This window comes from Roseovarius litorisediminis (genome assembly GCF_900172295.1).
Lineage (GTDB): Bacteria > Pseudomonadota > Alphaproteobacteria > Rhodobacterales > Rhodobacteraceae > Roseovarius > Roseovarius litorisediminis.
In genome coordinates, this window is sequence record NZ_FWFL01000005.1 from 109039 (window position 1) to 122171 (window position 13133).

At 55.4% G+C, this 13133-nt stretch carries 15 protein-coding genes; 5 read left to right on the plus strand and 10 right to left on the minus strand.

Annotated features, from left to right (window positions below):
* Positions 1 to 9 precede the first annotated feature (9 nt).
* Both PEL8287_RS10925 and regB read right to left on the minus strand, forming a co-directional pair.
* Positions 10 to 1542, minus strand: coding sequence for a PAS-domain containing protein (locus PEL8287_RS10925; protein WP_176228619.1), 1533 nt, complete (start codon positions 1540 to 1542; stop codon positions 10 to 12).
* Between the two features lie 78 nt (positions 1543 to 1620).
* A complete protein-coding gene (regB, locus tag PEL8287_RS10930) occupies positions 1621 to 3015 on the minus strand; it encodes a sensor histidine kinase RegB (protein WP_085892637.1) in 1395 nt (464 codons plus the stop codon).
* A gap of 81 nt (positions 3016 to 3096) precedes the next feature.
* Between regB and PEL8287_RS10935 the strand changes: the two genes are divergently transcribed.
* A complete protein-coding gene (locus tag PEL8287_RS10935) occupies positions 3097 to 3726 on the plus strand; it encodes an SCO family protein (protein WP_085892441.1) in 630 nt (209 codons plus the stop codon).
* Between the two features lie 80 nt (positions 3727 to 3806).
* On the plus strand, positions 3807 to 4358 hold the full coding sequence (locus PEL8287_RS10940) for an ActR/PrrA/RegA family redox response regulator transcription factor (RefSeq protein WP_085892442.1): 552 nt from the start codon (positions 3807 to 3809) through the stop codon (positions 4356 to 4358).
* A 95-nt stretch (positions 4359 to 4453) separates the two neighbouring features.
* Here PEL8287_RS10940 and PEL8287_RS10945 read toward each other — a convergent pair whose 3' ends face one another.
* From PEL8287_RS10945 to PEL8287_RS10955, 3 genes are read right to left on the minus strand one after another with little or no spacing between them, the layout of a single operon-like run.
* A complete protein-coding gene (locus tag PEL8287_RS10945; protein WP_085892443.1) occupies positions 4454 to 4939 on the minus strand; it encodes a GNAT family N-acetyltransferase in 486 nt (161 codons plus the stop codon).
* Positions 4939 to 5529 carry an HD domain-containing protein gene (locus PEL8287_RS10950; protein WP_085892444.1) on the minus strand — a complete coding sequence of 197 codons (591 nt, stop codon included), beginning with the start codon at positions 5527 to 5529 and terminating at the stop codon, positions 4939 to 4941. Before PEL8287_RS10950 ends, PEL8287_RS10945 begins: the two co-directional genes overlap by 1 nt.
* A gap of 43 nt (positions 5530 to 5572) precedes the next feature.
* Positions 5573 to 6481, minus strand: a complete 909-nt coding sequence (locus PEL8287_RS10955) for an FkbM family methyltransferase (RefSeq protein ID WP_085892445.1) — start codon at positions 6479 to 6481, stop codon at positions 5573 to 5575.
* A gap of 408 nt (positions 6482 to 6889) precedes the next feature.
* Between PEL8287_RS10955 and PEL8287_RS10960 the strand changes: the two genes are divergently transcribed.
* The 3 genes from PEL8287_RS10960 (at position 6890) to PEL8287_RS10970 (ending at position 9659) form a co-directional block, all read left to right on the plus strand.
* Complete coding sequence (locus tag PEL8287_RS10960; RefSeq protein WP_139837771.1) at positions 6890 to 7648, plus strand: class I SAM-dependent methyltransferase; 759 nt, start codon at positions 6890 to 6892, stop codon at positions 7646 to 7648.
* A 77-nt stretch (positions 7649 to 7725) separates the two neighbouring features.
* Entirely contained in the window at positions 7726 to 9120 is a 1395-nt protein-coding gene (ahcY, locus tag PEL8287_RS10965; protein WP_085892447.1) for an adenosylhomocysteinase, read from the plus strand.
* A 197-nt stretch (positions 9121 to 9317) separates the two neighbouring features.
* Positions 9318 to 9659: a DUF2853 family protein gene (locus PEL8287_RS10970; RefSeq protein WP_085892448.1), complete on the plus strand. Its 342-nt coding sequence runs from the start codon at positions 9318 to 9320 to the stop codon at positions 9657 to 9659.
* 254 nt (positions 9660 to 9913) lie between these two features.
* Here the strand turns inward: PEL8287_RS10970 and PEL8287_RS10975 are convergent, their stop codons facing one another.
* Genes PEL8287_RS10975 through tsaD form a run of 5 tightly spaced genes read right to left on the minus strand, consistent with a single transcriptional unit; the run spans position 9914 to position 13092 of the window.
* Positions 9914 to 10303, minus strand: coding sequence for a DUF1761 domain-containing protein (locus tag PEL8287_RS10975; protein WP_085892638.1), 390 nt, complete (start codon positions 10301 to 10303; stop codon positions 9914 to 9916).
* Positions 10304 to 10346: 43 nt separating this feature from the next.
* Complete coding sequence (locus PEL8287_RS10980) at positions 10347 to 10766, minus strand: EVE domain-containing protein (RefSeq protein WP_085892449.1); 420 nt, start codon at positions 10764 to 10766, stop codon at positions 10347 to 10349.
* Positions 10767 to 10769: 3 nt separating this feature from the next.
* Positions 10770 to 11039, minus strand: a complete 270-nt coding sequence (locus PEL8287_RS10985) for a YciI family protein (protein ID WP_176228630.1) — start codon at positions 11037 to 11039, stop codon at positions 10770 to 10772.
* On the minus strand, positions 11039 to 11998 hold the full coding sequence (locus PEL8287_RS10990; protein ID WP_085892451.1) for an NAD(P)H-dependent glycerol-3-phosphate dehydrogenase: 960 nt from the start codon (positions 11996 to 11998) through the stop codon (positions 11039 to 11041). The genes PEL8287_RS10985 and PEL8287_RS10990 overlap by 1 nt, the downstream gene beginning before the upstream one ends.
* Positions 11995 to 13092, minus strand: a complete 1098-nt coding sequence (gene tsaD / locus PEL8287_RS10995; protein ID WP_085892452.1) for a tRNA (adenosine(37)-N6)-threonylcarbamoyltransferase complex transferase subunit TsaD — start codon at positions 13090 to 13092, stop codon at positions 11995 to 11997. The genes PEL8287_RS10990 and tsaD overlap by 4 nt, the downstream gene beginning before the upstream one ends.
* Positions 13093 to 13133: the final 41 nt, after the last annotated feature.

Genomic DNA, 13133 nt, shown 5'->3' on the forward strand with positions numbered 1-13133 from the left:
CAACCCGGTTCAGGTGGCTAGCGGCAATTCCAGTCGCCGGGTCAGGGCGGGGCGGGCGGTGAAGCAGATCATCGCTGTCCCGCCTGCGACAGTGGAAACCAGGCAGTCTATCTGGCTGCCGTCGTTTTTTCCAAACGATTTGCGTATCGACTTGGACAGGGTCTTGCTGGATATCCGCGTCTGCACGTCGTGCCAAAAGTCAGCATCAGGATATTTGTCGCTGCAAACTGAAATGAGGTCATGCAAGGACATTTCGGCAAAGGTCGTGTCAGGGTCGATCCCCAGCAAATCGTTGCAGGCGTCGTTGCACATCATCAACACATTGTTCGGGGCAATCACGGCAACCGCTTCGTCAAGTTTGTCCAGCACGCTTTGGCGCAAATCCAGCTGGGCGCGGAACCGACGGGTCAGGGACATTTCTGCCGAGATATCTTCGAACAGGAAGGCGACTGCACGATCAGGGTGCGGTCGCCCCGTGACGCGGTAAGTGACGCCCGTCGGCAGGTTCCAGGTTTCCTGATAAAGACCCCCGCTGGCGGTTTCGATAACATCGGTAATCTGCGCGCGCCAGCTGGCGTAGTTCTTGGGTTCGGGCATCACCTGCTGGTCACGCAATTTGTCAAAAAAGCTCATTAGTCCTGGCCGGGCGCTTAGGAAATCGGCCGGTAGCGCCGTCAGATCAATCAGGGCCGGGTTGAACAGGGCCAGTTGTTGTTTGCGGTCAAAGACGGCAAGGCCCGTGGTGAGGTTGGCGAATGTCTTGGTCAGGGTCTGCACAAATTCGCGCCGGACGGCTTCGGCCTTGATCACCTTTGTGATATCCAGCGCATAATGCAGATAGTCCTGACCGCTGCGTTGTGTCTGCACCTCGAACCAGCGGACGTCGTCCGTTTCGGGAAGGAGCACCGAGATACGGGCAGAGTGTATTTCGCCCGGTTTGCCTGTGTTTTCATTGATATTGATCGGCTGAACGCCTTCGTCAGACAGGATCATGGCGCTTGCCGCGTTTTGCCACAGGACATCACCCCCCTTGTTGGTTTTCCAAATCGGGTAGGGGCAGTGGATCAGGGCATGATTTTGATCCTCAAGCTCAAGATTCCTGCGCAAGGCTTGATGGCGCTGGGCTGGTTCCATCTGCGCCGGATCGTAGAGAACGACGGAAACCGACGCGCTTTGGGCCGTCAGAGTGACACTTGCATCCGAGCCCTTGGTTATGTCTGGAAAGGTTATACTTTGACCGGCCGAGAGCGACGACAGGGTGTCAGGCAGGTCACGAAATCTGAATTGCAGCCACCTGCGCAAATCGGGCCAGTCATTGATGCACTGGCCAATAGATTGTGCCAGAACGGCATGCAGGACGTCATGATCGGCAAGCTTTTCGCCCCGGAAAAGGAAAACAGATTGCAGGTTGGGCAAATCATCTGGCGTGGACCTGTTGGCGTGTCTTTGTAAAAAAACACCTGCAAGCCAGAGGACGCAAAAGGATGCCAGCACCGATAAAGCGAATACCCCTGCCCAGACCCCCAGAGACAAATCAACCATCCGGCTAATCCTTTCCATGTCATTCAGTGCAGAGGGTGCTCTTTCTTGGTTAAGGTCAGGTTAACCAAATTAGGAGCTTCACGACTGGATGGGTTCATTTGCACCCAGGGCTTGACGGTTCTGATCCGACGTTACCTCGATCAGATCACGCGACCAGGTGACTTCGACAAACGCGCCGGTGCGGTCCAGGTGGCTGGCGCGGGATTTGAACGAGTCCGAACCATTGGCAAAACTCAGATCGGCACCTGACCGTTCCAGCAGGGTTTTCGCGATGAACAGGCCAAGACCCATCCCCTCGTACCCCGGGCGGTCAAGATCGCTGGAGCTTGAACGGCGTCGCATCGACGGATCGCCGATTCGGCCAAGCAGGTGCGGCGGATATCCCGGCCCGTCATCCATGATACGGATGACAACAGTATCTTTGCTCCACGAGCTTTCGACCCAGACGTTCTGACGTGCGAAATCGACCGCGTTCTGGACCAGATTGCGCAAACCATGGATCACCTCGGGACGGCGCAGAACGGTGGGTTGTAGCTGCAGATCATCATTGTCCAGCCCAAAGTCGAAATGAATGAGTTTGCCGCGATCGACATGCGGTTCGGCTGCCTCTTCGATCAGGGCGGTCAGGGGTGCCTTGCGCAGGTGAAGGTCATCTTTGCCCGCCCGCCCCATCGAGCGCAGAATATCGCGGCAACGATCCGACTGTTCGACAATCAGCAAGGCATCTTCGCGCAGGTCCGGGTTATCTGACAATTCTTCGGCCAATTCGGAACTGGCCAATTTTATGGTTGCCAGCGGCGTGCCCAATTCGTGCGCAGCGGCGGCAACGACGCCGCCCAGGTCGGTCAGCTTTTGTTCACGGGCCAACGCCATCTGCGTGGCTTGCAGCGCAGTAGACATCGCGTGCATTTCAGACACTATTCTGCGGGAATAGACCCCCAGAAAGATAATGGCGATGACGATGGCCACCCAATTTCCAAACACGAAAACATCAGGAATCTGCAGAAAAAAGCCCTGTTCGGTTCGCAGGGGCAGGTGAAACTTCATCAGCAACGACGCGATGGCAATCGCCGTAAGCCCAAGAAACAGGGTTGATCGCGATGACAGCGCCGAGGCCGACACGGTGACCGGCCCGACGATCAGAATTGAAAACGGGTTATGCAGCCCGCCCGTCAGATAAAGCATCAGACCAAGCTGCTGCATGTCAAAAAGAACAACCTGAAGTGTCTGAGATTCCGATAGACGCTTGGTTTCCGGAAAAACGAAAGCGGCCACAAGGTTGCTGATGACAGCGACGCCGACGACCAGATAGCACAGGCCGATCTCAAGGTTCAGGTTGTAAAGCCTCTGGGCAATGATCAGCGCCGACACCTGCCCGATGATCGCCCACCAGCGCAACATGACCAATGTGCGCAGGCGAATCCAGTTGCCGCTTTGATATGACTTGAATAGGTCTTGGGTAAGTTCAGGCATCTGTGCGATAACGCCCCATTGCATGTTATGGTGACGGTATTAGATGTTTCATTCAATGCCCGACAAATCAAGGAATTAGCAATGACAAGGACCTTGGCGATTGCGTCTGCTGTTGCAGTGATTGTTCTCTTAGGCGTCACATATTACGTGGCTCGCCCCGGTGAATCCGATGATCGCTTTGCCCACTGCCGGGCCGGGGCCATTGCCGGCGGGGCCGCCGAGATTGGCGGGCCTTTCACATTGATCAGCGAAACCGGCGAAACCGTGACCAGTGCCGAGGTAATAGATCAGCCCAGCCTGATCTATTTTGGGTATACTTTCTGCCCTGATGTTTGCCCGCTGGATGCCGCAAGGAACGCCGAGGCCGTAGAAATTCTGGAAAGCCGTGGCAAGATCGTGAAGCCTGTCTTCATTTCGATAGACCCGGATCGCGATACGCCCGAGGTGATGGCGGAATTCACCGATTACCTGCATCCCCGGATGCTGGGGCTGACCGGATCGGCAGATCAGGTCAAGGCCGCCAGCAAGGCCTATCGCACCTTCTATCAAAAACACGAAGCAGCCGAGGGCGAAGAAGATTTCTATCTTGTTGACCACTCGACCTTTACTTACCTAACCCTTCCTGAACACGGATTTTCAGAGTTCTTCCGGCGTGATGTTTCTGCCGAACAAATGGCTGATCGCGTTCAATGTTTTCTGGATGCCAGCTGAGTCTCCGCGATTGTTTGACGCAGGGGTAAGTGCAGGCTAGAACTGTTTGAAATGATGGCGCGTTGAACAGGAGGGTCGGCATGGCCGAGAACCTAAGGGATATAGGTGAGGACAGATCTCTCCTCTTGGTTGACGATGATGAACCCTTCTTGCGGCGGCTTGCCAAAGCTATGGAAAAACGCGGGTTTGAGGTGGAAACCGCAGGTTCGGTTGCGGCCGGGCAGGCGATTGCAACCGCCCGGCCGCCTGCCTATGCGGTGTGCGATCTGCGGCTTGAAGATGGCAACGGTCTGGATGTGGTCGAGGTCATCCGCGAAAAACGCCCTGACAGCCGGGTGGTGGTGCTGACCGGTTATGGCGCGATTGCCACGGCGGTGGCGGCGGTCAAGATCGGGGCGACGGATTATCTGTCAAAGCCTGCGGATGCCACCGATATCACCAATGCCCTTCTGGCCACGGGCGATGAACTGCCGCCGCCGCCGGAAAACCCGATGAGTGCCGACCGCGTGAGGTGGGAGCATATCCAGAGGGTTTACGAGTTATGTGACCGCAATGTATCCGAAACCGCGCGGCGCCTGAACATGCATCGGCGGACATTGCAACGGATTCTGGCCAAGCGATCGCCCCGGTAAAACCCCCAGAGATCAGCTTTTACCTTGTGACAGTCCGGGCGGAGCGGTGGGTGGCAAGCGGTTTGGTTTGAGTATTTTTGGAAAAATGAAACCGATCAGAGATTGAAACGTTTGCTGATCTTGTCGGTTACGGTGCCGTCTCCAAGCTGGATATCAGGATGGCGGGCGTAATCCTCGAATCCGCGGCTTTGGTAATAGGCCAGCCCGCCTGTGTTGTCGGCGCGGATGGTTGCGTTGATCCATTTGTATCCGAGCGCGTGGGCAGCAGATCGCGTTGCGTCAAAGAGACTTGAACCGATACCAAGCCCGGTTTGGCCGAGGCGGACAAAGGTAGCAACATCACAGGCGTCGGGTGGAAGATCGGAATGGGGTTCGATGAACTGAAACCCTATCAGATCCCCCCTGTCATTTTCAGCAAGATGCCAGGCTGCCTGATCGCCATGGCGCGCCATCCAGCTGATGATGGTGCTGCGTGTAACCAGCTGGGTATGCGCCGTCGTGCCGCCGCGCGCAATGATCGCATTCAGCAGATCGGCCATGGCGCCTGCGTCAAGCGAACCAGCACGGCGGACATGGATCATCAGATCAGACCCAGAAGTGCGTGGTGACGCGCGATATAGTCATGGCGGGCCTCGAGCGGGGGGCGCAGGTGGATGTCCAGCCCCTGGATAAGGGAGGGGTCCGGCCGGCCGAAAAATCTGTCGGCCTCGGCCAGGTCAAAACCGGCAATTTGCGTCGCTTCCATCCAGGCGCTGATCTTGTCAGCCTTCTTGATCTGCTTTTTCACTGCAACGGGAATGGTGGCGGGCAAGCCAAAGCGGATGTGAATGGCGGCTGTGAGACGTTTGTCAAGCTCGTCATAGTCGGGGCCGACCGCTGTCTTGACCGGCGAGATCATGTCGCCGATGACATATTCGGGCGCATCATGCAAAAGTGCTGCGAGCTGCCATTTTGGCTGAGCGCGCGGCGTCATGCGTGAATAGAGACACTCTACCAGCAGGGAATGCTCGGCCACCGAATAGGCGTAATCGCCCACAGTCTGACCATTCCAGCGAGCGACAAAGCTGAGGCCATGGGCAATATCCTCGATCTCGATATCCACCGGTGTAGGATCAAGCAGGTCGAGCCTGCGACCGGAAAGCATCTTTTGCCAGGCGCGGGGTTTGGGCATTTTGTCTCCGAAAAATTGGCTCGCGCTATTGCTACCGACAAGTTCAGGGTTTTGCAAAACGTTCCAGCAGTGCGGCAAGCAGGGGCGAATCCGAGCGAGCGGCAAGGAAGTTGTAACCCTTGAACCGATCGGTTTTCAGAGCGCGGATGGCGGCAACTGAAATGGCAGGTTCTGGGGTTTTTTCAATGGAATAGAGTCTAATATCACCCAGGGACAACAAATGCGCACTTGGCACGCAGTCGGGATCTGAACCGTGGTCCTCGTAGATCAGAACCGCGCCGTCACCAAGAGCACGGGTGGCGCCGTCAATTGCGGAAACCTCGGCACCTTCGACATCAAGTTTGATCAGGGCGGCGGTACCGGAGGGTACCAGATCGTCGATTCTAAGTGTCTGAACCCGCTCGGTTTTGTCCTCAGGGCTGCCATAATCGGTATCCAGAAGTCGCGCCGAAGCATGGCTAAGGTGGGTGTTGAGAAAGGTCATCTGCTGCCCCGATGTGCTATGGATGGCGGCCTGATGCAAAGTGACATTGGGAAGGTGCGCGGCATTTTCGGAGAGATGCAGAAAGGTTTGCGCTGATGCCTCGACCGCCAATACCCGTGAAAACAGAGACGACGCGCGCGTTGTCCAATAGCCCTTGTTGGCGCCCAGATCGCAAAAAAGATCGGTAAGGCCCGAGGCGGTGGTCAGGATATTTTCGACCTCGGGTTCATATGGATGGTGGTAAAGCGCGAAGCGGGTCCAATAGCCATCGTTGAGATGTATCCTAAACGGCGCGCTCTGGCCCGTTCTTAGCAGCACTGAGTTTTCGGGATCAAAGACCAGCCCTAGCCCCCGCGCAAAGCGACCGTATAGTCCCCGCGTCACTGCCAACCGGAACAATCCCATAAGCAGATGGTATTGCAGCCTTGCCGCCAGCCCAGAGAATTCGAGTGATCTTGTTTTTGCCATGATGGACCCGGATAAGATTTTCTAGACCAAGGCGATACCGGGGGAACGCGTTTTCTGCAAACGTAACCATCAGGCGTGCACAGCATCGTGTGCGAACAATCAGGCCCGGCCCGAGTTAACATGGACCCCGGCGATCGACCCATATGCAAGATTGTGATGAGTCAAGAAGCATGCTCATGTTTGATGAAGCGTGGGCTATGTTGCTTCGTCGCCAATGGACCGTTTTGGTACACGTAAAAGACGAAGCATGTTTGCAAGCATGCTGTTGGATGAACCATCGCTGAGCAATCGACCTGCGGCAGACATACTATATTTAGCCGCCGGACGGTTTCTGGCCGCTCTTCCGCTTTACACGCATTCCGGTAAATGTTTAGTTTTTCGATGTGTTAAAAAGAAAGCAAGGGCTTTATGGGGCAGACGAGTTTACCGAATATGGATATCGACAGCTGGCGTGAGCGTTCAGCCGAGGAGGTAAATTTCTGGGAGAACTGGATTTTCACCGAGGGTAGCAGATGGCCACAGGAGTACAAACGGAGAACCGATCCGACTACACCGATGGCCAAAGAGGTAGAGAATTTTCTGGATGGTCTCGGTCTTCCAGCAGATCGAACGGTGAAGATACTGGATATAGGGGCCGGTCCGCTCAGTTTCATCGGAACCAACAGCGAAAAATATACAATTGACCTGACTGTCGTTGACCCTCTGGCAGAAGAGTACAACCGACTGCTGGATCAGAAAAACGTGACCGGTGTGCCGCGACCTGAGCGTGGGTATTTCGAAACGGCAACCACACAATTCGGAGCCGAAGCGTTTGACTTGGTTTGGTCCCGCAATTCTTTGGACCATGCGTTGGATCCGGTTCTGGGTCTGTTCAATCTTCTCAACGTGTGCAGGATAGGCGGGGGGCTGTTGCTAAGCTTCCATCCAAATGAGGCGGAAGGCGGAAATTATGCTGGCTTGCACCAGTGGAATCTTGATTATCGGGACGGCGAAGTGGTTTTATCGCAGAAAGACCGGATGGTGAGCCTGATGCCATTGCTTCAGCAACAAAAGATCGTGTCTATCAGTCAGCCGGAAAAAACTCAGAAAAAGGCAGGTAAAGGCCGAGTAAACATCAAGGTTGAAAAGATTGTTGAATGCAATCTGTCTCAGTGCCTGATTGCATGAGGCGCAGTTTCTTACTGCCATTGTGACTTCCTGAGCGGCTGTGCTAAAGGCAGAGCCAGCAATCTTGGAGCATACCCGTGACAACAGATTATATCGTGAAAGACATCTCTCTGGCCGCATTTGGTCGGAAAGAACTGAACATCGCTGAAACCGAAATGCCGGGCCTGATGGCGTTGCGTGCTGAATATGGCGAAGCAAAACCGCTGAAAGGTGCGCGGATTGCCGGGTCATTGCATATGACCATCCAGACGGCTGTTCTGATTGAAACGCTTGTTGAATTGGGTGCCGAAGTGCGCTGGGCCTCGTGCAATATCTTTTCAACGCAGGACCATGCGGCGGCCGCGATTGCCGAAGGCGGCACGCCGGTTTTTGCCGTCAAAGGTGAAACGCTGGAAGAATATTGGGATTACGCAGATCGGATTTTCCAATTCAAGGAAGGTGGCTGCAACATGATCCTGGATGATGGTGGCGATGCAACCATGTACATCCTGATCGGGGCGCGTGTCGAAGAGGGTGAAACCGACCTGATCGAAACCCCCACATCGGACGAAGAAGTTGCGTTTTTCGCCCAGATCAAGAAGCGTCTGAAAGAAAACCCCGGCTGGTTTGTAAAACAGCGCCACATGATCAAGGGGGTATCCGAGGAAACCACCACCGGTGTGCACCGTCTGTATCAACTGATGGAAAAGGGGCACCTGCCGTTTCCGGCGATCAACGTGAACGACAGTGTGACCAAGTCGAAATTTGACAACAAATATGGCTGCAAGGAATCGCTGGTAGACGGCATCCGCCGTGCCACGGACACCATGATGGCCGGCAAGGTTGCCGTGGTTATGGGATATGGCGATGTGGGCAAAGGTTCTGCCGCGTCGTTGCGCGGTGCCGGTGCCCGGGTGAAAGTGACCGAAGTAGACCCGATTTGCGCGCTTCAGGCGGCGATGGACGGGTTTGAGGTGGTTCTGCTGGAAGACGTCGTTTCCAGCGCGGACATCTTTATCACCACCACCGGCAACAAAGACGTCATCCGCATCGAGCATATGCGCGAGATGAAGGACATGGCGATTGTTGGCAACATCGGCCACTTTGACAACGAAATTCAGGTGGCCAGCCTGAAAAACCACAGATGGACCAACATCAAAGAGCAGGTGGACATGATCGAGATGCCGAATGGCCATCGTCTGATCCTGCTGTCCGAAGGCCGTCTGCTGAACCTTGGCAATGCCACCGGGCATCCCAGTTTTGTCATGTCGGCCTCGTTTACCAACCAGGTGCTGGCCCAGATCGAACTTTGGACCAAAGGTGATGAATACGACAACAATGTTTATATCCTGCCCAAGCATCTGGATGAAAAAGTAGCGCGGCTGCATCTGGACCGGATCGGCGTAAAACTGACCCAGTTGAGCGCAGAGCAGGCCGCGTATATCGGAGTGAATTCCGACGGCCCGTTCAAGCCCGAGCATTACCGCTACTGATATCAGTTCATTGAACCTAAAACGCCCTCAGGATGAGTCCCGGGGGCGTTTTTTATTCGGGATATTGCCGAGGGGGAGAAGCGCCAAAGATTTCCCTTTGTGCAGGCAAATTCTGTCGTTATCGTGCAACCTGCGCCATGAGGGGCTTGGATTGAAACTGTAAACCGGCAGAAACGCCGGATAGTGGGAGAGAATAAATGGGAAAGCGGGACGACCTGATCGCTCAATATGCGGATGATCTGCGCAACAAATGTGGCATGCAACCGGATATGGATCTGTTGACAAAAGTAACCATTGGTTGTGGGCCGGCGATTTACAATGCTGATGCGTCCACCGTGGCAGGTACTCAACCTTCCGAGCTTGAAACGGTCAAAGAGAATTTCCTGATCAAAAAACTGGGCCTGGAAGATAGCCCCAAACTGATGGATGCGATCAATCAGGTGATTGAGGTCTATGGCAAGTCCGAGCGCAACAAATACCGCGCGGTTGTCTATTACATGCTGACCAAACACTTCGGCAAAGAATCCGTCTACGGCTAAGCCCCGGACGCGATACCGGTCAACGCCCGCCCTAACCGGCGGGCGTTTTTCGTAGGCCGCTTACAAGTGAATTTGAAACAGATTCAAATTACTTGGTGTTTGGTGGAATCAGGGCCATCGGCTATGGTACCAAAGAACGGGCCAGTATGGCCGGGACCTAATCCAGATACACGTGTGGTGCGTAGGGAGCACGTGGGGTAGCGGAGGGTGTCGGCTTTTTGAATCGGCACCCTCCGTTCTGGCTTAATCCGCGTTCAGAACAAGGTCAGAACCAGCCCGATTATCATGCAACTGAAGGTGACAAACCCACCGTCGATCAGGATCAGCCTGAAAGACCGGCCGCTGAAACCGTAGCAGGTCAAGATCCACGGGCTTGCCAGGAAAAGCCCGATACCCAACCCCGAGACAACCCCGGAACCGGCGGTTTCGATCCCGCTGAGGCTGAAAATATGGCGCATCATGCCCGCTACGATCAGCGCGCTGAGGAAAGCCAGAACATAGGGAATGACACCACCAGCCGGTTTTCCGTCTTCCGTTACAGCGACGCCCGAGGCTTTGATCCACGCCTGGGCCAAAGCCATATACCACACCGCACCAAAGCCATAGGCGGCAATTGCTGCAAGCAGAACATTCAGAATTTCCATTGTATGCATCCTTTGTCATGCGACAGGGTAATGACGCGGTTTCTCAAGGTGAAACACCCGCCATATCACAGACGATTTTCCATTCGGCCGGAGAGACAGGTTGAACGGACAGGCGCGAGTTTTTGACCAGTACCATCTGGGACAGGCGTGGATCGTTTTTGATCATGTCCAGCGTGACCGGTGTTTTAACGGGGTAAACCGCCTTGATATCCACGCATTCCCATCGGTCGTCATCGCTGGTGCTGTCGGGATGGACGGGGGCAATTACCTCGACAATGCCGACAACCGCCTTTTCTGTCTGGCTGTGGTAGAAAAAGCCGCGGTCACCGACCTTCATTTCGCGCATGAAGTTGCGGGCCTGGTAGTTGCGCACGCCATCCCATTCCTCGCCCGTATCACCCTTTGCCACCTGATCGTCCCAGTTCCAGGTTGACGGTTCCGACTTAAAAAGCCAGTAGCGCATGAATCAGATCACCTTTTTCCACGGAACCAGTTCAGCCGAGGCGAAAAGACCGGCCTTGACGTAGGGATCGTTTTTGGCCCAATCCTGCGCGGCCTGCATATTTTCAACGTCAAGGATAACAAGCGAGCCGATCATCTGTTCGGCGTCATCCAGCAGCGGGCCTGCCTGTGATACAACACCGGTGGATTTCAGATAGGCGACATGGGCATCGCGATTATCAAGACGGGTTTGCAAGGCACCGGGTTTGTCGCGGGCAATCAGGGCAATAAGCATCATTCTTCCTTTAGTGGGCGTGACAGCAGCATATCCACTGCCTGATCGACGCGCAATTTTCCATCAATCAGGGCGGTGACAGCCTGGGTAACAGGCATTTCGATATCAAGGGTCAGGGCGCGCGCCTCGACAGCGTGTGCCGTGGCGACGCCCTCGACCGTGATAGAAGGATCAAACGGGTCATTCCGACCCAAACTTTGCCCAAAACGGTAATTTCGGGACTGATTCGAGGTACATGTCAGTGTCAGATCACCAAAGCCGGACAGACCTGAAAGGGTGTCGGGCTGGGCGCCAAGGGCGATCGCCATCCGATTCATTTCGGCAAAACCGCGTGTCATCAATGCGGCCCGCGCGCTTTCGCCAAGACCGGCGCCCATGACAGCACCACAACCGATTGCGATCACGTTTTTCAGCGCGCCGCCCAGCTCGGCCCCGATCGTGTCAGTAGTGCGATAAATCCGTAGGTTGGGCGTTGTCAGAGATTGCTGCAAGGCTTTGCCAACTGCCTTTTGAGCGCAAGCAAGCGTAAGCGCCGTGGGCAGGCCGCTGGCAATATCTCGGGCAAAACTGGGGCCAGTCAGGATTGCGGGAATCGCAGTGGGGACCAGATCGGCGATAATTGCTGTCGGGCCGATGCCGGTGCTAAGCTCGATGCCTTTACAGCAGGCGACAAGCGGGCGGTTGCCAAGAGCTTCGCCATGCTTTTCCAGCAGGCCGCGCAGTTTTTGTGTGGGCACGGTCAAAAGGCAGGGATGAATAGGCTCGATCGAGTCCAGATCGGCAGTAATAGTGATGTTTTCCGGAAGGGAAATGCCATCAAGGCGGCGGGTATTCTCGCGCATGCGGATCATGTCGATTGCGTGTTGGGCATTGTGTGTCCACAAGGTAACGCGACTGTTTTTGGACAATGAAATGGCCAGCGCTGTTCCGAACGCACCGGATCCAAGAATGGTAATCATGCCTTTGCCCCTTTCTTTCCGCTGCCCAGCATTGCCGGGCTGGCTTGGTCAAGCGGCCAACGCGGTCGTGCGGATAGTGCCATATCATCGCGATGCCCGCCCACAAAAAGTTCTGCCCCCGCATAGGCGATCATGGCTGCGTTATCGGTGCAAAGCGCCAACGGTGGGGCAATAAAAAGCGCGCCGCTATCGGTCGATACAGTCTCTAAAGCGGCGCGAATAGCCTGATTTGCCGCAACCCCCCCTGCCACAGCAAAAGCGGGGGTTTCGGGGGATTCGGAAAGATATAGCGACAGCGCCCGCCGGGTTTTTTCAGCCAGAACATCACGTACGGCGGTCTGAAACCCAACGCAAAGATCAGCGCGATCCTGAAGCGACAGCCCGCCTTTTTCAGAAACTTGCTGGTCGCGCGCGCGCAACACGGCTGTTTTCAAACCGGAAAATGACATATCACACCCGGGACGATCCAGAAGCGGCCGGGGAAGGTTATAACGTGAAGGGTCACCCGTTTTGGCCGCGCTTTCAACCGCAGGGCCGCCGGGTTGGGGCAGCCCAAGAAGGCGGGCGGTTTTGTCAAAGGCTTCACCGGGGGCATCGTCGATTGTGCCGCCAAGGCGGGTGAAATCGTTGCAGCCACGCACGATAAGAAACTGACAATGGCCGCCAGACACCAAAAGCATCAGATAGGGATAAGCAATCTGATCGGTCAGCCGTGGGGTCAGGGCATGGCCGGCAAGATGGTTGACGCCGATCAATGGAAGACCGGCGCCTGCGGCAAGCCCCTTGGCACACATAACACCGGATATGACGCCGCCGATCAGACCAGGGCCGGAGGTAACGGCGATGGCATCCAAGCCTGAAAATAGCATATTGGCCTGTGCCAGAGCCTCTTTTACGCAGATATCAAGCTTTTCAGCATGGGCGCGTGCGGCGATTTCGGGCACGACACCGCCAAAACTTTCATGCAGATCTGTCTGCCCATGCACGACCGACGACAGTATTTGAGGTGAATGATCGTGCGATATGCGCACGACTGCGGCGGCTGTATCGTCGCAGCTGCTTTCCAACCCAAGTATCGTCAAAGTCTCTGTCATTCGACCGCCCGTTGCGTGAAGTCTGTGACGCAGGTAACACC